Below are 20,462 nucleotides of genomic sequence, written 5' to 3'. Positions count from 1 at the left end.
AGATACTTTATCGCGTATTGTGCGCAACCCGCGGCCGGGCACCGCCGGCGCCGCCGGGATCCGGAACAAAAAGCGGCTGGCCGGTCAAAGCGGATCCTCGGGCTTGGCCATGCGTCCGTTCTTGCCCGGAGCGGTAAAGGGCTGCAGCGCGGTCATCACGTTTTTGGGGCTATTGGTCATGATGCCGCGCACCCCCAGGGCAAGGTAGTCGGTCATTGATGCCACCTTGTCCAGGGTCCATATGTAGTTCATCCGCACGCTGCCTTTGGATTCGGCGTCCACGCCGGCCTTGAAGGAGTCTTCGAAATCCCCGCGCCAATTGGCGGTGACGCCGTTGCCGTATACAGCCTTGCCGGCAGCGAATGAAGTCAGCAGGTCGATGGTGGCCCGCGCCTTTTTCGTGCTGTTGCCGTCTTCGTCGAAGCTGATGTAGATGCGATCCGCGTAGCGTGTCGCGCGCGCGGCCTCGGCGGCGGCCTTGCTGTAGGCCTGGAATTTCGATTTGTCGACCCCGACGATCACCTTCCCCTTGTAACCCTTGTCGAACAGATCCGCGACCAGCGCAGCAATCACGTTGCGGCCGGCGGCCGAGCGGGCGGTGTCGTTCTTGGCGACGCTGTCGCCTACCTTGCTGTCGACGATGAACAAGGCTATTGCGGACTTGCCGGCAAGTGTGTTCAGGAAGCCGCGGCTGGTCTCATTGACCAGGCAGGCGTCTTTTGCAGACTTGACCGTGACAGTGTCCGGCAGCAGGGGGTCGGGGCGGTAGGTGGGGTCCACCGACATCATTTGCTGGCAGACCTCGGTCTCCTTCCACAGCACGCCCCACAAATTGGGAAACCGGCACTCGCAGGGCGAGCCGTGCTGGAACTTGAGCACTTCGCCATCGTCGGTAAAGCGCAAGTCCGCCTCGATGCCGTTGGCGCCCTCGCGCACCGCCCAATCGATGTACTTGGAATGATTGATCGCATGCGCGATGTTGTAATAGAGCGTCTCGGCCTGGACGGCGCCGGAAAACAGCGCCAGCGGCAAAAAACAGATAGTGAGAAAGTTTCGTATCATCGTTGAAGTCTGGCTTGTCATTGGTCGCGGGCCCTGAATGGACATGAACGGCTGTTACTGTTCCAGGAAGCTGGTGGCGATGCAGGACGCACCGAAACGGCCCTGCGCATCGAGCGCGCAGCCGTAGACCGAGCTATTGGAAAGGCTGGTGACGAACAGGGTTCGCGACCCTGCGTTCTCGCCGAGCGCGAGGTCGGTCGTGACCTCGAAGCCGTCGATGCTGTATGGGCTGCACGCGCCGAAGCTCGCGCCGCCGTCCGCCAGCTTGCAGTGCGTGATGCTGCTGTTGCGCGCATTGACGACATACGCATTGGCGCCGGCGGCGTCGACCGCGATTGTCTGGATGCCTCCGAAAAGCTCCTGGCCATTGGTGTCGACGGCCCGGCAGGAAGAAAGCGAGGCATCGTCGCCCACGCTGCAGGTCACCAGGGTATCGTCGAGATTGCCGATATAGGCATATTTGCCGTTGGGGGAGAAAGCCATGGCGGTCGGCGCAGTGAACAGGGCATTGTTCTCGGCGTGACAACTGCTGGGCAGGCCGCTGGGCGCAAGCGTGCAGGCCGTGATGACGGGCCGGGTCTCGCCGTTCAGGAAATAGGCGTGGGTGCCGTAGTCACCCGATGCCAGGCCGACCGAGACGGGGGTTTCCAGCGTTCCGTTGGCATCGGTCGCGCTGCAGCCGCTGAAAGTGCCGTCGGCGCGAACCTCGCAGACGGCCAGCGTGTTGTCATCGTTGACTATGTAGGCGCGCGCGCCATTCGCATCGAGGGCCATGAATGACGGCGCCTTCAGGGCGCCGCCCCCCGTCGCCGGGGCGCAGGACAGCTGCGGGCCGTTGGCCCCCTGGCATACGAGCACGGAGTCCGTGCCGTACTGCAGGAAGTACAAGGTGTCGGTGCGCGGATGAACCACCATCTGGTACACGACGTCGGCGCCGGCCATCTCTTGTATGCCGCAGGCCGACAGCTCGCCGGTCGCGCTGGTGCTGCAGGTCGTCAAGGTGTCGTCCTCATTGAGCACACGCAGCAGCCTCCCGGGTACGCCATCCACCGTCTGCAGCGCCAGGTTCTTGGGGCGATAGAAGGAAGATTCGCCTTCCCGGCGAACGTGGGACTCATCGCTGGAGCTGTCCGAGCAGCCCACAAGGGATGCGGCCAAGGCAACGGCGGTCAATGCAGTGACGGCTTTTTTCATGGGCAGGCAATGTTCTTGGGTATGTTTTGGGTATGTTCTGAGTACGCGAAACATCGGTTTTTTGTTTCTAATGTATCAACAAATATCGACACATTTGAATCATATAGTAATAGTATCGCATCGTTGCACGACGTAGGCACGGGGCAGAGCAGGCTCCGGATCCGGCCACGCAAGCCGGGCGCCTGTCGGCATCCAGCCACACACTCTGGCGGTTCGGCATACCAAGGGATACACTCGCATCGACGGCGGATCCATGTCTGGAACAACCGGCCGCCAGCCCTGCGTCGGGGGCAAAAGATTGGCTCGCTACATAACAACAACGGCGCCTTATCGAGAAGCCTACCCACAAACCAGGAGACCAGATGCAACCCTCTACCCTACAGCCGGGCGCCGCAAGCGGCGGTTCGTCCTCGACGCTGGAACAGGCCGCTTACCGCAAGGTGGGCTGGCGGCTGATTCCGTTCCTGCTGATCTGCTATATCGTCGCCTACCTCGACCGCGTCAACGTCGGCTTCGCCAAGCTGCAGATGCTCAACGACCTGAAGCTCAGCGACACCGTCTACGGCCTGGGCGCGGGCATATTCTTCTTCGGCTATTTCCTGTTCGAAGTGCCCAGCAACGTCATCCTGCACAAAGTGGGCGCGCGCATCTGGATCGCCCGCATCATGATCACCTGGGGCATTATCTCGGGGCTGACGATGTTCGTCACCACCCCGACCATGTTCTACGTGATGCGCTTCCTGCTGGGCGTGGCCGAGGCTGGCTTCTTCCCCGGCATCATCCTGTACCTGACCTACTGGTATCCGGCCGAGCGCCGCGGCAGCATGACGGCCTGGTTCATGACCGCGGTGGCCTTGTCGGGCTTCATCGGCGGCCCGGTGTCGGGCTGGATACTCGAAGACCTCAGCGGCGTGCACGGCATCGCCGGCTGGCAGTGGCTGTTCCTGCTCGAAGCCCTGCCTTCCATCATCATCGGCATCGTCGTGCTGTTCTATCTGGACGACCACATCCACGACGCCAAGTGGCTCAGCGCCGAAGAAAAACAGCTGCTGGAACGCAATATCGCCGCCGAGGCCGCCCAAAAGGACGACCTGCCCATGCGCCAGGTGTTCAGCAAGGGCCGCATGTGGGCCATGAGCCTGATCTACTTCTCGTTCGTGATCGGCCTGTACGGCGTAAGCTTCTGGCTGCCCACCATCATCAAGAGCACCGGCATCAAAGATTCGCTGACCATCGGCCTGCTTACCGCCATTCCGTATGGCTTCGCCGTGATCGCCATGGTACTGGTGGGCTGGCGCTCCGACATCAAGCGCGAACGCCGCTGGCACATCGCCATCCCCGCGCTGGTCGGCGCCGCAGGCCTGTATCTCAGCACCGTCTGGAGCGCCAACACGACCTTGGCGATGGTGGCCCTCACCTTCGCCACCATGGGCATCATGATCGTGCTGCCGCTGTTCTGGAGCCTGCCCACCGCCATCCTCAGCGGCACTGCGGCCGCGGCCGGCATCGCCATGATCAATTCGCTGGGCAACCTGGCGGGTTTTTTCGGGCCGTCCCTGATCGGCTACCTGAAAGACTTGACCCACACCACCAATAGTGGCATTTATGTACTGGCGGCGTTCATGGTGCTGGGCGCAATCGTCACCCTGGCCATGCCATCGAAGCTGGTGGACAAATAACAAGTAGCGCGCCGGGGCACGACGCACGGCATGGGCGGCCGCCGTACGCGGCCCGCCTCCGACACACAACCCAGAGGCCGCAGCATCGGGAAACCTCCCGGCTCGCGGCCTCGATTTCGCAAGCCGCCCCTAGTGGCGGGCTTGCCGCAAGGACATCGTCATGACTGGCTGGCGCGCACGCCTGGGTTTCCTGATTCCTCCGGGCAGCCCCACTACCGAACCCGAGGTCTACCGCATGGTGCCGCCGGGCGTATCGGTGCATTTCACGCGCATGGTGGCGCACGGCACGCCCGGCAGCCTCGACGGCCAGGAAGAGCGCAACCGCTCGCAGATCGCCCATCTGGACGAAAACATCGCCCTGCTGTCCCTGGTCAAGCCCTCGGTCATCACCCTGGCGCACACGGCCACCAGCTACACGCTGGGCAAACAAGGCGAGCAAGAACTGACACAGCGCATCGAAGCCGCCACCGGCATCCGCTTCATTACCGCCTTCGGCAGCGTGGTCGCGGCCTTGCGGCACATGGGGGTGCGCCGCGTGGCGGTGGGCACGCCCTACAGCGAGGCCTCCACCCAGAAGTGCAAGGCCAGCCTGGAAGCCCACGGCTTCGAGGTCGTAGGCTGCGCGCGCCTGGAAGGCGTCACCAACATCTACGACGAAACCGCCGAACGCGCCTACCAGCTTGCCCGCCAGGTCGATACCGCGCGCGCCCAGGCGGTGTTCTTGAGCGGCGTGGGCATGCCCACCATAGACACCCTGCAGGTACTGGAACAAGACATCGGCAAGCCGGCCATATCCAGCGCCTCGTCCATGATGTGGAATGCCTTGCGCGTTGCGGGCGTGCGGGCATCCATCGAAGGCTATGGGCAGCTGCTGCGCGGGTAAACCTGCACAGCCGCAGCCCAAGCAAGCGCAGTACAACCATAATATCCGGCGCCACGCCGGCAAAGGAGGAGTCATGCTGAACCACAACCTGAAGCGCCTGGCCGTACTGGCCGGCCTGCTGCTGTCGCTGCAGACGGGGGCGCAGGCCGCCTACCCCGATCATCCCCTGCACTTCGTCGTGCCATTCACAGCCGGCGGCAACACCGACATCGTCGCCCGCATCGTCGGCAAGGGCCTGGCGCAGCAGCTCGGACAGCCCGTCGTGGTGGAAAACCGCCCCGGCGCCAACGCCATGATAGGCGCGGGCTACGTGGCGCACTCCCGGCCCGACGGCTACACCATGCTGCTGGCCACCGCCGAGACGCTGGCCATCAATCCGCACTTGTACAAGAAGATTTCCTACGATGCGCTGAAGGATTTTTCCGCCGCCGGCGTAATCGACCGCTTTCCCTTCGCCCTGGTGGTCAGCCCCAAGCTGCCGGTGAAGACGCTGGCCGATTTCGTGGCATACGCCAAGCAGCACAAGGGCAAGATGTCGTTTTCTTCGTGGGGCGTGGGCAGCACGTCGCAGATCGCCTTCGAGCAGTTCCTGCAGACCACGCATCTGTCGATGCTGCACATTCCCTACCAGGGCGCGGCGCCGGCCATTACCGCGGTGGCCGCGGGCGAGGTCGATGCGTTCATGGTGCCGCTGGCCGTGGCGGTGCCGCAGGCCGAGGCCGGCCACGTGAAGCTACTGGCGGTCACCAGCCCGAAACGCGAAGATTCAGCGCCGCAAGTGCCCACCATGAAAGAACTGGGCTACCCGGTGGTGATCGGCGGCTGGCATATATTGTCCGTGCCCGACGGCACGCCGGCCGACGCCATAGCGCGCCTGAACAAGGCGCTGAACGCGGCGATCGCCATGCCCGAAATCCGCGACGTGCTGCTCAAGCAGGGCGTGACGCCCTCGCCCTCCACGCCCGAACAGGCCGACCGGATGGCGCATGAGGAATGGCAGCATTGGGGCGACATCATCAAGGCCGCCGGGATAAGCGCAAAATAAGCGCCAGGCCGCGAACCGGCCCGGATGCGGGAAGCGCGGCCTGACGGATCAGGGCACCACAGGGCGCCGCACGGCGCGCATGGCGCCGCCTGGCGCCCGAGAACCCGCCGGATCACTTGGCAACAATGATCCCGACCCGGGCCGCGGGCCACGGATCACGAACCACGGGCCGCGGGCCACCCATTCACTTACTACTTCGAGGATTGCCCGTCGCCGACGGTGTCCTGGATCTTGCGGTCGGCGCTGGCGGCGCCCTTCTTGACCACGTGCCCGGCGTTGGAAATGTCTTCGCCGGCGCCATGGACGGTATTGGCGCAGCCGGCCAAGCCCATGCTCATGCACATCGCCGCCAGCAGCGGCAGCAGAATCTTGAATCGCATAATCGTCTCCTTAAGGTTGTGATTCCAGCCTTTATTTTGCCTGCCAAGCCGATAGGCGTGGCGACAAAACAAAAACAGAAAATAAAAAACACGAAATAAAACCAATGCCGGGTACAGCCGCGCCGGCTCGCGGCAAAAAAAGAACCCCTGCCGCGAGTTGCGGCAGAGGCTGCTTATCGGCAGGCCGGCGCCGCAACGCGGAACCGGGCTCGCAGGCGCTTGCGCCGAGCGGGCCTACTGGGCCGACTTCTTGATGGCATGGCCGGCGTTGGTAATGTCCTGGCCCGCGCCGGCCACCGTATTCGAGCACCCGGCCAGGCCCATGCATGCGAGCACGAGCAGTGACAGAAGAATCTTGAATCGCATCAGTGTCTCCTTGAGTTTACTTGACGGCCACCTTGAGCTCGCCCAGGCCGGCAATGGCGCCGACCATGGTGTCGCCCGCGACGACAGGGCCCACCCCTTCGGGGGTGCCGGTGAAGATAATATCGCCGGCCTTCAGCTCGAACAAGCCCGACAGGTAAGAGATCGATTCAGCAATATTCCAGATCATGCGCGACAAGTCGCTGGACTGCTTGGTGGCGCCGTTGACGGCCAGGGTGATGGCACCCTTGTCCAGCGTGCCGACCTGGCTGCGCGGATGCAGCGGCCCGATGGGCGCCGACTGGTCGAAGGCCTTGCCCACTTCCCAGGGGCGACCCAGCTTCTTGGCTTCGCCCTGCAGGTCGCGGCGCGTCATGTCCAGGCCGATGGCATAACCCCAGACGCACTCGGCGGCCTGTTCCAGCGTCAGGTCGCGCCCGCCCTTGTCCAGCGCCACCACGAGTTCGATCTCGTAGTGCAGGTTCGACGTCTTGGGCGGATAGGGCATGGTGCCCGTCTGGCCGTCGGCCACATTGATCAGCGCGTCGGCGGGCTTGTTGAAGAAGAACGGGTCTTCACGGCCGGTGAAGCCCATTTCCTTGGCGTGCTCGACATAGTTGCGGCCCACGCAGTAGATGCGGCGCACGGGAAATACGGCAGCCGAGCCGGCCACGGGAATGGCGGCCAGGGGCTGCGCGGGAACGATGTAATCCATTTTTGTCCTTGGAATATGCAGGTCAGTGAAGAAAAAAGTGATTGCGCAATTCATGCAGCAGCGGCGTCGCATCCTGACGGCATTTCACCGGCAGCCTGCCGCGCCCCCGCAGCTTACTTGACGCCCTGGGTGTAGCGCGCGGCGCTGGCCAGGATTTCCTTGCGGGCGGCTTCCGGGCCTTCCCAGCCCTTGACCTTGACCCACTTGCCCTTTTCCAGTTCTTTGTAATGCTCGAAAAAATGCTGGATGCGCGCCAGTTCGACTTCGGGCACGTCTTCGGGCTTGTGCACGTGGCGATAGCCGGGCCACAGCTTGTCGACCGGCACGGCCAGCAGCTTGGCATCGCCGCCGGCCTCGTCGTCCATCTGCAGCACGCCCACCGGGCGGCAGCGTATCACCGAGCCGTTGTGCACCGGCAGCGGCGCCAGCACCAGCACGTCCACCGGGTCGCCGTCATCGGAAATGGTTTCGGGAATGTAGCCGTAGTTGCAGGGATAATGCATGGCCGTCACCATGAAGCGATCCACGAACAGCGTGCCCGAGGCCTTGTCGACCTCGTACTTGATGGGGGCCGCATTCATGGGGATTTCGATGATGACGTTGAATTCGTCCGGCAGCTTGGAGCCGGCGGGTACGCGGTCTAGACTCATGATGGTGGTTCAACCTTGGGTGTGAAAAGAAAACGGATCAGCGCCGCTGCGGGCCTCCGGGGGGACGATCCGAGGTCTGGGACAGATCCACGCCCGGAATCGGCGCGCTGTCGAAATATTCGTCCAGGCCCGATTCGCCGGCCGCGGCAGGCTGGGGCGGCGCAGCCGGTTCGTCCAGCCTGGGGGTGTCCCAGGTATCGACGTCGAGGTGCACGTAGCCGGCAGCGCTGGCGGCCTGGGGAATGTCGTCGGACGCCTGCGCCGGCTCGTGGTCGGGCACGGCGGCGAAATCGATAAGAGTCGGGTCGCCGCGCATGTCGGCCGCCGGCAGCGCCCGGTTGGCGGGCAGCACCGGCAGCACGCCGGCCACGCCCGAGGCCAGGCGCCAGTGCTTCATGGCATCGGCGCTGCGGCCCAGGCGGTCGTACAAGTTGCCCAGCAGTGCATGGATGCGCACGTCGCTGCGGATCTTCATGCTGCGCAGCAGATAGCGCTCGCCCTGCCCCCACAGCTGGCCGGTCAGGCACAGATTGCCCAGCGCAGCCAGCAGGGCCGAATCGTTGGGATGGCTCTTGAGCCAGACCTCGGCCTTGCTGAGGCGGTGCGCCACCTGATCGGGGGCGCACTGCGAATAGGCGCTGAGCAGGCGCGGATCGAGGCGCGCGCCGATGGCCGCCTCGAGGATGCGCGAGGCCTCTTCGGGGTGGCCGTCGGCTTCCTGGATGGCGGCTGCGGCCAACGCGACTTCGGGCAGCACGCGCTCGTCGGACTTGAGCTCGCCCCAGACGGCCTTGTAGGCCGGCATGCCTTCCTGGTGCAGGCGTGCCGCCACAGAGCTTTCGATGTAGCCCAGGGCCTCTGTCTTGTTGATGGCGCCGCGCCGCTGCAGCAGGCGCGTCAGGGCAAAGACACGGTCATGGTTGTGCAGCTGCGCATGTGCGCGCAACAGCAGATAGGTGGCGTGGAAATAGCGCGAGCTGGCGTCCTGCAAGGGCTGCAGCAGCTCCAGGGCTTCTTTGGGGCGCCGCTGATCGAGGTACATTTCGGCCGCCACCGTGGCAGCGGCTTCTTTCAGGCGCGGCTCGGAGCCGGCATTTTCCCGCGCCAGGGCCAGCGCGTCGTCGCGCCGGCTGAATTCACCCATGCGGTGCGCGGCGCGCGCCGCGGCCAGCGCCGCCAGCACCTTGCGCCCCGAAGAGCGCGATTGCGACAGTATCTTGGCGAAGTCTTTCTCGGCCTGCGAATAGCGCCCTTCCAGCAGGCTGACCCAGCCGGTTTCCAGCAGGTCGTGGTCGCGCTTCTGGGCACGCGCGCCGCGCCAGGTGCGCAGGCGTTCGGGGCCGGAAGTCAGCCAGCCCAGCAGCCGCAGCACCACATACACGATGCAGAAGGCCGCCAGCACCAGCAGCACCGCCAGTGTCAGGGACAGCTCGATGCGCCAGGGCTGGGCGATGATGAGTACGTTGCCGCCGTGATCGTGCAGCGCCAGGGCCAGGCCTACCGCCAGGGCCAATACCAGAAAGGTCCAGAACCAGGTACGCATGGCTTATTCCTGCAGCCGGCTGGATTGCGGCTGTGGCTGTGGCTGTACGGCGGCGCCATCGGCCGCCCCTTGCGACGGCTGGGCGGCCTGCTTGGCCTGCTCGTCGCGCAAGGTCTGCAGGGCCTGCAGGCTGTTGTCCACCGTAGGCAGCTTCACGTCGATGGCGGTGTCGGCCAGGCTTTGCGCGATCTTGCGCGCCTGGCGCGTTTGGGCCGCCTGGCCGTCGTAGCGGGTGTCCAGCGCCTGCAGCAGCGCCTGAGTTTCGCTTTTCCAGACGCCCGGCTGACGCATCAGCAGGGCCAGTTGCGCGGTCATGACGCGCAGGCGCAGGTTCTGGCGCAGTTGGGCGGCCTGGTCGGGCGACATCAGCAGCGCGGCCGGGTCGGCGGCGCGCCGTACGCTGATGAACTGCCCCATGTCTTGGCGCAGCGCCGACCAGGCTTCGGTCGACCATGTGTACGCGCCGTCGACGGCGCGGCGCCACCAGACGCGATCGGCAGCGGACGCATCGGAAGTATCGGCCGGCGAGGCAGCAGCCGGGTTCCCCGCTTGCGCAGCCGCGGCGGCGGGCGCAGGCAGCCCCGGCGCGGCGGCGTCGGGAACCAGCAGCGGCGCGCTGGCGATCAGGCCGCCAAGCGTATCGAGGTGCTGCGACAGCATGGGCACGTCGGTGGTGGCCGCCATGCGCAGGCGGTCGAGATCGCCATTGATGGTCTGCTGCAGCGAAGCCAGGTTGGGCCGGTTGGCGCGCGCCAGCTGGGCCTGGGCGGTTTCCAGCGCGATGATGGCATTGGCCACGTTGCCGCCCAGCGCCAGCTGCTGGTGCGCAATGGTGACCAGATGCTCGACGTCGTTGATCAGGGTCAGTTCGGAGCCGCTGTCGGTAAGCGTCTGGAAGGCCTGCTCGAGATCTTTGTAGCGGGCCTGCGATTGATCCAGCGAGGCCTGCAGGGCCTGCACCTGCTGCGCCTGCGCCTGGGCCAGGGAAACGGCCTGCTGCGCCTGCTCGCGCGCCTGGCTGGCAATGCTGGAGGCATCGGCCACGCTGCTTTGCAGCTGGGCGCTGAAGCGCTTGAAAGTGCGCTGCTGATACCAGAGCCCCGCGCCCAGCACGATGGCTACGATCACCAGCACCGCCAGCGCCACGCGCATGGCTGTGCGGGCCGCGCCGCGCGCCTTCCCGGCAGGCTGCGTGGCAGCCGGCTTCTTGTCGGGGGTGGGCTTGTTGTCGCTGGGGGCCGGAGTGCCGGACGGATTGATCTCGGTTCTTTTTTCGGTCATGGAGAGGATTGTATTCCTTGCGGCGTGGCGATCGATAAAACGGCCTCGAAAACGGCGTCGTCGTCCGGTGGGCATATTTTTACCATTGGATCGGGCTCGGTGCCAGCCGCCTGCGCCAAGACCGCGCGCAAGCGCTGCGCCACGCGCTCGTGGATGGCCACGTAGCGGGATCGCCGCCAGAATTCAGGCAGCCCGGCGCGCGCGATATTCGAGGCGTAGGCCTGCACGCCTTCGGCGCTGGTAAAGACGCAGACCGGCGCCGCGCCGGCCGCCATGCGCTGGTGCAATGCCTGCAGTTGCGCCGCCGGCCAGGCGGCTGCGCTGCGCCGGTACAGGGCGCAGCGGTGCACCTGGGCGCCGGCCTGTTGCAGTTGCTGCCCCAGCCATTCACGCCCGGTCTGGCCGCGCAGTATCAAGGCGCGGCGCCACGCCCGTCCTTGCAAAAGCCCCCACAGCGCTTCGGAATCCTGCGGGCCCGAGGCATCGGGGTGTATGACCTGGGCCATGCCAGGCGCCCCGGAGGCGGCCAGCACCCTTGCCGTGGCAGCGCCGACGGCGGCGGCGCGGCACAGCGAAGGCCAGCGGAATTCACCGCGCCGCCCGCGCAAGGCATCCACGTAATATCGCACCGCGGTGCCGGACACGAACACCGCCAGGTCGTAATCTTCGGGAACCGGCCAGCCTGCCGCGGGCTCGGGCAGCGGCGCGACCTCCAGCGCCGGCAGCGCCAGCGCGTCGAGCCCAGCCCGGGCCAAGCGCTGCGCCAGCGCCTCGTTGCGCCCGGCCGGGCGTGTCAGGACGACAAAAGGATTCATGAGATGCCAGCCCCAGCGATGCCCGCCCCGCCCAGCCCGGCGCAAAGACCGGCAAATCGCCGGGCTGCGGACGGGCCCACGTAGAAGCTTGTGAAATGCCAGGCAAGGCCCGGCGCCGTGTCGCCAGCACCAGGCGCGACGCCAGGGCTTGCCCGGCCGACTGCTGCGTCCGCGGCCGCATGCCCTGCATACGCAAGGCGCTTGCCGCTTTGAGCAGAGCCGCGCATCAGGCGGAAGGCGCCGGATCCTGCAGCGCGGCGAGAAGCTCGGCCGCGCCCTTGTCGAGCAGGCCGCGCGCCGCGGCCTCGCCCAGTTGCTCGGCCGAGGCCGCCGGCCCGCGGGCCTCGGCCCGGATCAGGTTCGAGCCGTCGGGATGCGCCACCAGGGCGCGCACATACATCTGGCCATCGTCGACGCGGGCGTAGGCGGCCAGCGGCACCTGGCACGAGCCGCCCAGCATGCGCGACACCGCGCGTTCGGCCAGCGCGCAGGCTGTCGTGTCGGCGCAAGCCAGCGGCGCCAGCCAGGCCCGCAGCTCGGTGCGCGCCGCCAGGGTTTCGATGCCCAACGCCCCCTGCCCCGCCGCCGGCAGGCTTTGTTCCGGCGCCAGGCGCGCGCGGATGCGCGCTTCCAGCCCCAGGCGCTTCAGGCCGGCCGCGGCCAGGATGATGGCGTCGTAGTCGCCGCGGTCGAGCTTGGCCAGGCGGGTGTCCAGATTGCCGCGCAACGGCCGCACTTGCAGTTGCGGATAGCCGAGCCGCAGCTGGGCCTCGCGGCGCAGGCTGGAGGTGCCGACCACGGCCCCCGCGGGCAGCTCGTCCAGGCCGGCATGGCGGCCCGAAACAAAGGCATCGCGCGGATCGTCGCGTTCCAGAATGACGGACAGCTCGAAAGGTTCGTGCAGGTCGACCGGCACATCTTTGAGCGAATGCACCGCCAGGTCGGCCCGGCCGTCCAGCAGCGCGGTTTCCAGCTCTTTGACGAACAGGCCCTTGCCGCCCACCTTGGACAGCGTACGGTCGAGGATCTGGTCGCCGCGCGTGGTCAGTTCCAGCAGTTCGACGCGGCATAGCGGATACAGCGCCTGCAGGCGCGCGCGCACGTGCTCGGCCTGCCAGAGGGCGAGCCGGCTGGCGCGCGTGGCGATGACAAGTTTTGCAGGGCTGCTGGCCGGCATGGCGTCAGCCTGCCAGCTTGGTGACGATGATCGTGGCGATCACGCCCAATATGGCCAGGATGAACAGGCCCTGCAACAGGGATAGACCCGACTCGTGCTTCTTGCGGTCGGAAGATTTAAACAGGCCCATTGACGGTTTCCTTTGCGGCGACTTTGCGGCCGGCAAACCACTTGCCCAGCAATAGCACCAGAGCGGCGCCGACCACCTCTGCCGTAATTTTAACCGCAGCCGAAACCTCGCCGATATGATCCACGACAAAAACATCGGACATGATCATGCCGCCGGCGATCCACCCCAGCAGGCCCGCGCCGAAGGTAACCACCAAGGGGTAGCGGTCTATGAGCTTGAGCACCAGCGTACTGCCCCAGATGATGATGGGCACGCTGACCAGCAGGCCGAAGACCACATAGCCCAGCTGATGCCCCGGGCCGGAATTTTCCGCCGCGCCGGCAATCGCCAGCACATTGTCCAGGCTCATGACCAAGTCGGCCACCAGTATGGTGCGCACCGCCGACCACACCGAAGTGCCGGCATTGACATTGCCATGGTCGTCGTTGTCAGGCATCAGCAGCTTGACGCCTATCCACAGCAGCAGCAGGCCGCCCACCACCTTCAGCAGGGGGATGTCCAGCAGCACCAGCGCGAACGCGATCAGCACCACGCGCAGGCCTATGGCCCCCGCCGTGCCCCACAAAATGCCCTGCAGGCGCTGGCGCGGCTGCAGCTTGCGGCAGGCCAGCGCGATTACCACCGCATTGTCCCCGCCCAGCAGAATATCGATCAGGATAATCTGGAAAATTGCCGCCCAATGCAAATTCTGGAAAAACTCAATCATCTGAAAACCCGTACCGTTACTTTGATTTCTTACCGTTACCTTGATGTCTATAACTGCTTTAAATCCCGCAGTTACCTTAATTCCGCACACGAAAACGCCCCGGCGCACAGCATGCGCCAGGGCGTGACTGCTACCCTGAATTGTAGTTCAGTTTCGTTCAGGTTTTATTCAGTTTTGTTTCTTGATGTAATAATCCTGCCTAATATCAACACGATGATCGCGCCCACGGCCCCGGCCATCAAGGCCAGATGATGCGGCGACGTGTGCATGGCCGTCGATACATTGCCCACCGTGCTGGTAAGCGCCGGGTCGCTGACCAGCATTTCCCCGGCAATAAAGCCCAGCAGCGCCGCGCCCAGCCAGACAATGATAGGCAGGCGCTCGATGACCTTCAGCAGCAGCGTGCTGCCGAAAATGACCAGCGGAATGCTGATGGCCAAGCCAATGATCAGCAGCGGCACATTGCCATGCGCCGCGGCAGCCACCGCCACCACATTATCCAGGCTCATGACCAGATCAGCCACCAGTATGGTGCGGATCGCCGCCCAGAGGCTGTTGTACTGCTTGGCCTCGCCCTCTTCCTCGCCCTCCGGCATCAACAGGCTGACGCCGATATACACCAGCAGCAAGGCCCCCACCGTCTTCAGCCACGGCATCAACAACAATTCTGCCGCAACCAGCGTCAGGATGATCCGCAGCACAATCGCCCCGGCTGAACCCGCGACAATCGCCGTGCGCTGCTGACTCTGCGGCAGCGACCGCGCCGCCAGCGCAATGACCACCGCGTTATCCCCCGACAGCAATATGTTTACCCAAATAATCTCCAGTAGTGCGAGCCAGAAATCCATTGAACTGAGATCCATTCCCCTATCCCTTTATGCATGAGTGCCATCATTGTTACGATAACCACGACAGCGGCGACCAGCCCGCCCACGGCCCCGGCACCCCCCAACGAAGCCGCCCGGCTGCTGCGTCCCCCTGCGGGCGCATCAGACTCGGGCGCATTGTCAGAAGCCATTCCTGCCGGCGGCCAAACTGCGGCACGTCTGGCATTATAGTCAGTTATACGTAAGCAATCTTTCATTTTCACCAAAAAACCGGGTTTCCCCCCATACCCTCCACGCCCCAGAAACAACACCCGAGGCCGCGTCAAAAGAACCAGCCCGCCAACCCCCCACGACAAACGTCATCCACCCGCCTACAAAACGAGCGGAGAGAACGGGGTGCCTCCTGGAGGTGAGCGGGTCATCGAACCGGAAGGAGGTACCCCGTTCTAGGCCGCGTCTAAAGAACCCCAGCCGTCGACGCACAAAACCCGCCGACACACGAACCCACGCCCCAGAAACAAAACGGCCCGCCAACCGACGAGCCGCTCCAGGTCAAGCGCCGGCCGCAGGCCGGCACCCTCCCTACAACTACAGCACCGACTTCAACAACTTCCCCATCTCCGACGGGTTGCGCGTAGTCTTGATCCCGCAGGCTTCCATGATCTCCAGCTTCGCATCCGCCGTATCGGCCCCGCCGGAAATCAGCGCGCCCGCATGGCCCATGCGCTTGCCCGGAGGCGCCGTCACGCCGGCAATAAAGCCCACCACCGGCTTCTTCATATTGTCCTTCGCCCAACGCGCCGCATTCACCTCGTCCGGCCCGCCGATCTCGCCGATCATGATCACCGCATCCGTTTCCGGATCATCATTGAACATCTGCAGAATATCGATGTGCTTCAGCCCGTTGATCGGGTCGCCGCCGATGCCCACCGCGCTGGACTGCCCCAGCCCCAGCTCGGTAACCTGGCCCACTGCCTCATAAGTCAGCGTGCCCGAGCGGCTGACGATGCCGACGCGGCCCTTGCGGTGAATGTGCCCCGGCATGATGCCGATCTTGATTTCGTCCGGCGTGATCAGGCCTGGGCAGTTCGGCCCCAGCAGCAGCGTCTTGCGCTTCTGGTCGCGCATGCGGTTGCGCACTTCCAGCATGTCGCGCACCGGAATGCCCTCGGTAATGCAAATGACCAGATCCAGGTCAGCCTCGACCGCCTCCCAGATCGCCGCGGCGGCGCCCGCCGGCGGCACGTAGATCACGGAAACCGTGGCGCCGGTCTCGGCCTTCGCATCCTTGACCGAAGCGTAAATAGGTATGCCCTCGAAGTTCTCGCCCGCCTTCTTGGGATGCACGCCGGCCACGAAGGCCGCGCGGCCATTGGCATAGTCGCGGCACATGCGGGTGTGGAACTGGCCGGTCTTGCCGGTGATGCCCTGCGTGATGACTTTGGTATCTTTATTGATCAGAATCGACATTTACAAATCCTCGGCAATATTCTTACTTCACGGCGGCCACGACGCGGGTCGCAGCTTCGGCCATGGTGTCGGCGCTGATGATGGGCAGGCCCGATTCGGCCAGCATCTTCTTGCCGAGCTCTTCATTGGTGCCCTTCATGCGCACGACCAGCGGCACACTCAGGTTGACGGCCTTGCAGGCCGCGATCACGCCCTCGGCGATCACGTCGCAGCGCATGATGCCGCCGAAGATATTGACCAGGATCGCCTTGACGCTGGCGTTGCCGAGCATGATCTTGAAGGCTTCGGTAACCTTCTCGGCCGTCGCGCCGCCGCCCACGTCCAGGAAGTTGGCCGGCTCGCCGCCGAACAGCTTGATGGTGTCCATGGTGGCCATGGCCAGGCCGGCGCCGTTGACCAGGCAGCCGATATTGCCGTCCAGCTGGATATAGGCCAGGTCGTACTTGCTGGCTTCGATTTCGGCCGGATCTTCCTCGTCGAGGTCGCGGTAGGCGATGATCTCGGGGTGGCGGAACAGCGCGTTCGAATCGAAATTGAACTTGGCGTCCAGCGCGATGATGTCGCCCGAACCGGTCAGGATCAGCGGGTTGATCTCGGCCAGCGAGGCGTCGGTTTCCCAGTAAGCCTTGTAGAGCTTCTGGAACTCGGCCGCGGCCTTGCCTACCGAGGCGGCGGGAACGCCGATGCCCTCGGCCAGCTTGGCCGCTTCGGCATCGGTCAGGCCCGCGGTCGGGTCGACAAACACTTTCAGGATCTTTTCCGGCGACTTTTCGGCGACTTCTTCGATTTCCATGCCGCCTTCGCTGGAAGCCATCACGCACACGCGCTGCGAGGCGCGGTCGGTGACGATGCCGACGTAGTATTCCTTCTTGATGTCGGCGCCCTCTTCGACCAGCAGGCGGCGCACCTTCTGGCCCTCGGGGCCGGTCTGGTGCGTGACCAACTGCATGCCCAGGATCTGGGTAGCCAGATCACGCACTTCCTCGATGGAGCGCGCCAGCTTCACGCCGCCGCCCTTGCCCCGGCCGCCGGCGTGGATCTGCGCCTTCACGACCCAGACCGGGCCGCCCAGCTTCTCGGCCGCGGCAACGGCCTCTTCCACGGAAAATGCAGGAAAACCGCGCGGCACGGTGACGCCAAATTTCTTCAGCAGTTCCTTGCCTTGATACTCGTGAATTTTCATTTATGACCTGTCAGTACGTAAAGATATGAGAAAAAAGAGCCCGCGCAACAGGGCCGCCGGCACCATGACGCGCGCCGGACGGAAACAGGGTTATTTGCGTTTCTCCCTGGCCCCCGGGGCCACATACCACTGGGGATAAAACTCTTGGGCCACCGAGCCGTCCAGACGCAGCGCATGGCAGCCGTCGAGCTGGAAGGGCTTCTTGGGCGTGGCCGAGGCCAGCCTTTCCAGGCGCCTGCGATTGGACATGGTTTGCACCGCCACCGTCGGCAGCACGTAGGAAAGCTCGGTCATGTGCGTACAGCCCGCCGTGCGCCCGAAGCGTTCTTTGACTGTCTGGCGGAAGCTGCGCAGCAGGTTCATACCCACCAGCGACGCGTAGTCGGGGGCGATGGCGCTGCATTCGGTGTCGTAGGGGGCCGCATCGTAGGCGGCCTCGGCCGCCGTGATGGTGAACTGCTCGTCGATGGTGACGCGCAAGTGCATGTGATGCACGGGCGTGCCGGCCTTGTGGACGGCGCCGCTGTGCCGCGGGAAATCGTAGCCCTTGGTGTCGACGAGTTCGGCTTCGAGATCCCACTGGCCGTCTTCCCGGGCGTATGAGTCTACGCGTATGGAACGCGTATGCAACGGCTCGCGCGAGACACTGGGGGGCGACAGGGGCATGTACGAAGCGGAAAACGGCTGTGGACGAATAAACCTTGCAAGTATAACGCAGCCGCTCGCCCCTACCCTATGATACGAATTCGCGCTCAAAAAGATAATAGCGCTGCTTCGCCCGGCCAGTACTACTTGTACTGCCGGCGGCTTCGCGCCTTGCCAGCTCAACGCGCTTGCCGTTTTAATCGCAAACCTGTAAAGGTGCCGGCCGGGCAGGCGCCGCCCCGCAGCGTCAATCCGCGGGGCGGCCCTGCACTTGCCCAGGCGGGCGGCCGTCAGGCCGGCCCTGCCCGGCGATCAAGCCGCCTTGCGCAGTTCCTGCGCGGCCTCGACCATGGCAACCAGCGCCGCCTCGGTCTCGGGCCAGGCGCGGGTCTTGAGCCCGCAGTCGGGGTTCACCCACAGGCGTTCGGCGGGCAGGCGCGCGGCGGCCTTGTGCATCAGGCCCACCATCCAGTCGACGTCGGGCACGTTGGGCGAATGGATGTCGTAGACGCCCGGGCCGATATCGTTGGGGTAGCGGAAGTCCTCGAAGGCGCCCAGCAGCTCCATATTCGAGCGCGAGGTCTCGATGGTGATCACGTCCGCGTCCATCGCGGCGATCGAATCGATGATGTCGTTGAACTCGGAATAGCACATATGGGTATGGATCTGCGTCTCGTCGCGCACCCCGGCCGTGGACAGGCGGAAACTGTCGACCGCCCAGGCCAGGTACTCGGCCCAGTCGGCGCGGCGCAGCGGCAGCCCTTCGCGGAAGGCCGGCTCGTCGATCTGGATGACGCCGATGCCGGCCTGCTCCAGGTCGACCACCTCGTCGCGCAGCGCCAGGGCCAGCTGGCGGCAGGTCGTGCTGCGCGGCTGGTCGTCGCGCACGAAGGACCACTGTAGAATCGTGACCGGGCCGGTCAGCATGCCCTTGACCGGCTTGTCGGTCAGCGACTGGGCGTACGCGGCCCAGGCCACCGTCATGGGCATCGGGCGCGCCACGTCGCCGAAGATGACCGGCGGCTTGACGCAGCGCGAGCCGTAGCTTTGCACCCAGCCGTTGCGGGTGAAGGCGAAGCCGGCCAGCAGCTCGCCGAAGTACTCGACCATGTCGTTGCGCTCGGGCTCGCCGTGCACCAGCACGTCCAGGCCTATGCGTTCCTGGAAGCGCACCACCTGCTCGATCTCGGCGCGTATGGCCTTTTCGTAGGCCGCATCGCTTAGCGTGCCGGCCTTCCAGTCGCGGCGCAGGGTTCGGATCTGAACGGTCTGCGGGAACGAGCCTATGGTGGTGGTGGGATACGGCGGCAGCTTCAGCACTTCCTGCTGGCGCGCGATGCGCTGGGCAAACGGCGTGCGCGTGCGGCTCAGGCCATCGGCCTCGCCCAGGCGCTTCTGTACCGCGGCATTATGGATGCGCGGCGAGGCGCGGCGCGCCTGCAGCGCCTGGCGCTGCTGCTGCAGCGCCGCTTGGGTGTCGGCGTCGGGCTGGCCGGACAGCGAGCCCGCCAGCCAGCGCAACTCGTCCAGCTTCTGGGTCGCGAACGACAGCCAGCTCTTCAGTTCGGCGTCCAGCTCGGTCTCGCCGGCCAGGTCGACCGGCACGTGCAGCAGCGAGCACGAAGGCGCCAGCCACAGGCGATCGCCCAGCTGCGCCTGCACCGGCGCCAGCAGCTCGCGCGCGGCATCCAGGTCGGTGCGCCAGATATTGCGGCCGTTGACGACACCGGCCGACAGCACCTGGTCGGCACGCAGCACCTGCAGCACCGGCTCGAGCTGCTGCGGGGCGCGAACCAAGTCCACATGCACGCCATGCACGGGCAGCTCGCTCAGCAGCGGCAGGTTGTCGCCCAGCGCGCCGAAATAAGTGGCCAGCAGCACCTTGGGGCCGGCCGCGGCCAGGCGCCCGTACACGCCGGCGTAGGCGCGGCGCCATGCTTCGGGCAAGTCCAGCACCAGCACCGGCTCGTCGATCTGCACCCATTCCACGCCCAGGCCCTGCAGGCGCTGCAACACCTGCTCGTACACAGGCAGCAAGCTGTCCAGCAGTTGCAGCTTGGCCTCATCGGCGGCGCCGCCCGTGTAGGCATCGCCCTTGCCCAGCCACAGCCAGGTCAGCGGGCCGGGGATCACTACCTTGGGGCGATAGCCCTGCTGCAGCGCTTCGCTCGTCTGCTCGAACAGGTCTTCACGGGCAATGCGGTATTGCTGCCCGGGCACCAGCTCGGGCACGATGTAGTGGTAGTTGGTGTCGAACCATTTGGTCATTTCGCAGGCCGCCGCCGGACGGCCGGTGGGCGCGCGCCCGCGCGCCATCCGGAACAAGGTGTCCAGGCTGACCGGCTCGTTGTCGGGCTGGCCGAAGCGCGCCGGCACGGCGCCCAGCAGCGTCGTCCATTCCAGAATCTGGTCGTACCAGGCAAAGTCGCCCACCGGCACGAAGGCCGCGCCAGCCTTGGCCTGCAGCGCCCAGTGGCGCGCACGCAGCGTCTTGCCGGTCTCGGCCAGCGCGGCGGCATCCTGCCGGCCCGCCCAGTAGGCCTCTTGCGCCCATTTCAGTTCGCGCTGGACGCCGATGCGCGGAAAGCCTAAATTATGAAAAACGCTCATTTTAAATCTCTGTTTCAAATAGTCTTGTTCACATTGATCATTTTCCCACTATGGAGCAGCGCAGCAAAATCAAATTGCACATGTATAACTTGAGTATTTTTCAT

The 20,462-nt window shown here is 65.1% G+C and carries 20 protein-coding genes; 3 read left to right on the top strand and 17 right to left on the bottom strand.

What is annotated here, in order from left to right; genetic code table 11:
* Nucleotides 1-84: 84 nt before the first annotated feature.
* Together CEY11_RS22270 and CEY11_RS22265 are read right to left on the bottom strand one after the other, a co-directional pair.
* Nucleotides 85-1,062, bottom strand: coding sequence for a PI-PLC domain-containing protein (locus CEY11_RS22270; protein WP_088605632.1), 978 nt, complete (start codon nt 1,060-1,062; stop codon nt 85-87).
* Between the two features lie 54 nt (nt 1,063-1,116).
* Nucleotides 1,117-2,256, bottom strand: a complete 1,140-nt coding sequence (locus CEY11_RS22265) for a lactonase family protein (RefSeq protein WP_088605631.1) — start codon at nt 2,254-2,256, stop codon at nt 1,117-1,119.
* Nucleotides 2,257-2,618: 362 nt separating this feature from the next.
* Between CEY11_RS22265 and CEY11_RS22260 the strand changes: the two genes are divergently transcribed.
* The 3 genes from CEY11_RS22260 (at nt 2,619) to CEY11_RS22250 (ending at nt 5,863) form a co-directional block, all read left to right on the top strand.
* Nucleotides 2,619-3,935, top strand: coding sequence for an MFS transporter (locus CEY11_RS22260; RefSeq protein WP_088605630.1), 1,317 nt, complete (start codon nt 2,619-2,621; stop codon nt 3,933-3,935).
* A 160-nt stretch (nt 3,936-4,095) separates the two neighbouring features.
* Entirely contained in the window at nt 4,096-4,818 is a 723-nt protein-coding gene (locus CEY11_RS22255) for a maleate cis-trans isomerase family protein (protein WP_088605629.1), read from the top strand.
* 73 nt (nt 4,819-4,891) lie between these two features.
* A complete protein-coding gene (locus tag CEY11_RS22250) occupies nt 4,892-5,863 on the top strand; it encodes a Bug family tripartite tricarboxylate transporter substrate binding protein (protein WP_158215420.1) in 972 nt (323 codons plus the stop codon).
* A 191-nt stretch (nt 5,864-6,054) separates the two neighbouring features.
* Here CEY11_RS22250 and CEY11_RS22245 read toward each other — a convergent pair whose 3' ends face one another.
* The 15 genes from CEY11_RS22245 to metE all read right to left on the bottom strand — a co-directional run bounded on the left by CEY11_RS22245 (nt 6,055) and on the right by metE (nt 20,358).
* A complete protein-coding gene (locus tag CEY11_RS22245; protein WP_088605627.1) occupies nt 6,055-6,243 on the bottom strand; it encodes an entericidin A/B family lipoprotein in 189 nt (62 codons plus the stop codon).
* 234 nt (nt 6,244-6,477) lie between these two features.
* Nucleotides 6,478-6,609 (bottom strand): entericidin A/B family lipoprotein, encoded by a 132-nt coding sequence (locus CEY11_RS22240; protein WP_088605626.1) that lies wholly within the window; start codon nt 6,607-6,609, stop codon nt 6,478-6,480.
* A 16-nt stretch (nt 6,610-6,625) separates the two neighbouring features.
* Nucleotides 6,626-7,321: a fumarylacetoacetate hydrolase family protein gene (locus CEY11_RS22235; protein WP_088605625.1), complete on the bottom strand. Its 696-nt coding sequence runs from the start codon at nt 7,319-7,321 to the stop codon at nt 6,626-6,628.
* Nucleotides 7,322-7,434: 113 nt separating this feature from the next.
* Nucleotides 7,435-7,971 (bottom strand): inorganic diphosphatase, encoded by a 537-nt coding sequence (gene ppa / locus CEY11_RS22230; RefSeq protein WP_088605624.1) that lies wholly within the window; start codon nt 7,969-7,971, stop codon nt 7,435-7,437.
* A 37-nt stretch (nt 7,972-8,008) separates the two neighbouring features.
* Nucleotides 8,009-9,514, bottom strand: a complete 1,506-nt coding sequence (locus CEY11_RS22225; protein WP_088605623.1) for a heme biosynthesis HemY N-terminal domain-containing protein — start codon at nt 9,512-9,514, stop codon at nt 8,009-8,011.
* 3 nt (nt 9,515-9,517) lie between these two features.
* Nucleotides 9,518-10,795: a uroporphyrinogen-III C-methyltransferase gene (locus CEY11_RS22220; protein ID WP_158215419.1), complete on the bottom strand. Its 1,278-nt coding sequence runs from the start codon at nt 10,793-10,795 to the stop codon at nt 9,518-9,520.
* On the bottom strand, nt 10,792-11,610 hold the full coding sequence (locus CEY11_RS22215) for a uroporphyrinogen-III synthase (RefSeq protein ID WP_088605621.1): 819 nt from the start codon (nt 11,608-11,610) through the stop codon (nt 10,792-10,794). The genes CEY11_RS22220 and CEY11_RS22215 overlap by 4 nt, the downstream gene beginning before the upstream one ends.
* Nucleotides 11,611-11,836: 226 nt before the next feature.
* Entirely contained in the window at nt 11,837-12,787 is a 951-nt protein-coding gene (hemC, locus tag CEY11_RS22210) for a hydroxymethylbilane synthase (RefSeq protein WP_088605620.1), read from the bottom strand.
* Nucleotides 12,788-12,791: 4 nt separating this feature from the next.
* Complete coding sequence (locus CEY11_RS25985) at nt 12,792-12,917, bottom strand: hypothetical protein (RefSeq protein ID WP_269845304.1); 126 nt, start codon at nt 12,915-12,917, stop codon at nt 12,792-12,794.
* On the bottom strand, nt 12,904-13,623 hold the full coding sequence (locus CEY11_RS22205) for a TerC family protein (RefSeq protein WP_088605619.1): 720 nt from the start codon (nt 13,621-13,623) through the stop codon (nt 12,904-12,906). The genes CEY11_RS25985 and CEY11_RS22205 overlap by 14 nt, the downstream gene beginning before the upstream one ends.
* Nucleotides 13,624-13,787: 164 nt before the next feature.
* Nucleotides 13,788-14,486 (bottom strand): TerC family protein, encoded by a 699-nt coding sequence (locus tag CEY11_RS22200; RefSeq protein ID WP_088605618.1) that lies wholly within the window; start codon nt 14,484-14,486, stop codon nt 13,788-13,790.
* A gap of 552 nt (nt 14,487-15,038) precedes the next feature.
* A complete protein-coding gene (gene sucD / locus CEY11_RS22195; RefSeq protein WP_088605617.1) occupies nt 15,039-15,920 on the bottom strand; it encodes a succinate--CoA ligase subunit alpha in 882 nt (293 codons plus the stop codon).
* Between the two features lie 22 nt (nt 15,921-15,942).
* Nucleotides 15,943-17,103, bottom strand: coding sequence for an ADP-forming succinate--CoA ligase subunit beta (gene sucC / locus CEY11_RS22190; protein WP_088605616.1), 1,161 nt, complete (start codon nt 17,101-17,103; stop codon nt 15,943-15,945).
* Nucleotides 17,104-17,193: 90 nt separating this feature from the next.
* Nucleotides 17,194-17,769 (bottom strand): DUF2889 domain-containing protein, encoded by a 576-nt coding sequence (locus CEY11_RS22185; protein WP_088605615.1) that lies wholly within the window; start codon nt 17,767-17,769, stop codon nt 17,194-17,196.
* A 291-nt stretch (nt 17,770-18,060) separates the two neighbouring features.
* A complete protein-coding gene (gene metE / locus CEY11_RS22180; RefSeq protein WP_088605614.1) occupies nt 18,061-20,358 on the bottom strand; it encodes a 5-methyltetrahydropteroyltriglutamate--homocysteine S-methyltransferase in 2,298 nt (765 codons plus the stop codon).
* Nucleotides 20,359-20,462: the final 104 nt, after the last annotated feature.

The organism is Candidimonas nitroreducens (assembly GCF_002209565.1).
Taxonomy (GTDB): Bacteria; Pseudomonadota; Gammaproteobacteria; order Burkholderiales; family Burkholderiaceae_B; genus Candidimonas; species Candidimonas nitroreducens.
The sequence above is the reverse complement of the archived record's forward strand: the minus strand, read 5'-3'. Positions and strand labels throughout refer to the sequence as shown.

Bases quoted from the DNA above. Each gene is read 5' to 3' on its own strand.
- CEY11_RS22250 (WP_158215420.1), top strand. From the start codon at position 4,892: ATGCTGAACCACAACCTGAAGCGCCTGGCCGTACTGGCCGGCCTGCTG.
- CEY11_RS22240 (WP_088605626.1), bottom strand. From the start codon at position 6,609: ATGCGATTCAAGATTCTTCTGTCACTGCTCGTGCTCGCATGCATGGGC.
- CEY11_RS22220 (WP_158215419.1), bottom strand. From the start codon at position 10,795: ATGACCGAAAAAAGAACCGAGATCAATCCGTCCGGCACTCCGGCCCCC.
- CEY11_RS25985 (WP_269845304.1), bottom strand. From the start codon at position 12,917: ATGGGCCTGTTTAAATCTTCCGACCGCAAGAAGCACGAGTCGGGTCTA.
- hemC (WP_088605620.1), bottom strand. From the start codon at position 12,787: ATGCCGGCCAGCAGCCCTGCAAAACTTGTCATCGCCACGCGCGCCAGC.
- CEY11_RS22255 (WP_088605629.1), top strand. From the start codon at position 4,096: ATGACTGGCTGGCGCGCACGCCTGGGTTTCCTGATTCCTCCGGGCAGC.
- CEY11_RS22260 (WP_088605630.1), top strand. From the start codon at position 2,619: ATGCAACCCTCTACCCTACAGCCGGGCGCCGCAAGCGGCGGTTCGTCC.
- CEY11_RS22225 (WP_088605623.1), bottom strand. From the start codon at position 9,514: ATGCGTACCTGGTTCTGGACCTTTCTGGTATTGGCCCTGGCGGTAGGC.
- CEY11_RS22200 (WP_088605618.1), bottom strand. From the start codon at position 14,486: ATGGATCTCAGTTCAATGGATTTCTGGCTCGCACTACTGGAGATTATT.
- sucD (WP_088605617.1), bottom strand. From the start codon at position 15,920: ATGTCGATTCTGATCAATAAAGATACCAAAGTCATCACGCAGGGCATC.
- CEY11_RS22270 (WP_088605632.1), bottom strand. From the start codon at position 1,062: ATGATACGAAACTTTCTCACTATCTGTTTTTTGCCGCTGGCGCTGTTT.
- CEY11_RS22185 (WP_088605615.1), bottom strand. From the start codon at position 17,769: ATGCCCCTGTCGCCCCCCAGTGTCTCGCGCGAGCCGTTGCATACGCGT.
- CEY11_RS22205 (WP_088605619.1), bottom strand. From the start codon at position 13,623: ATGATTGAGTTTTTCCAGAATTTGCATTGGGCGGCAATTTTCCAGATT.
- CEY11_RS22265 (WP_088605631.1), bottom strand. From the start codon at position 2,256: ATGAAAAAAGCCGTCACTGCATTGACCGCCGTTGCCTTGGCCGCATCC.
- CEY11_RS22215 (WP_088605621.1), bottom strand. From the start codon at position 11,610: ATGAATCCTTTTGTCGTCCTGACACGCCCGGCCGGGCGCAACGAGGCG.
- ppa (WP_088605624.1), bottom strand. From the start codon at position 7,971: ATGAGTCTAGACCGCGTACCCGCCGGCTCCAAGCTGCCGGACGAATTC.
- sucC (WP_088605616.1), bottom strand. From the start codon at position 17,103: ATGAAAATTCACGAGTATCAAGGCAAGGAACTGCTGAAGAAATTTGGC.
- CEY11_RS22235 (WP_088605625.1), bottom strand. From the start codon at position 7,321: ATGGATTACATCGTTCCCGCGCAGCCCCTGGCCGCCATTCCCGTGGCC.
- CEY11_RS22245 (WP_088605627.1), bottom strand. From the start codon at position 6,243: ATGCGATTCAAGATTCTGCTGCCGCTGCTGGCGGCGATGTGCATGAGC.
- metE (WP_088605614.1), bottom strand. From the start codon at position 20,358: ATGAGCGTTTTTCATAATTTAGGCTTTCCGCGCATCGGCGTCCAGCGC.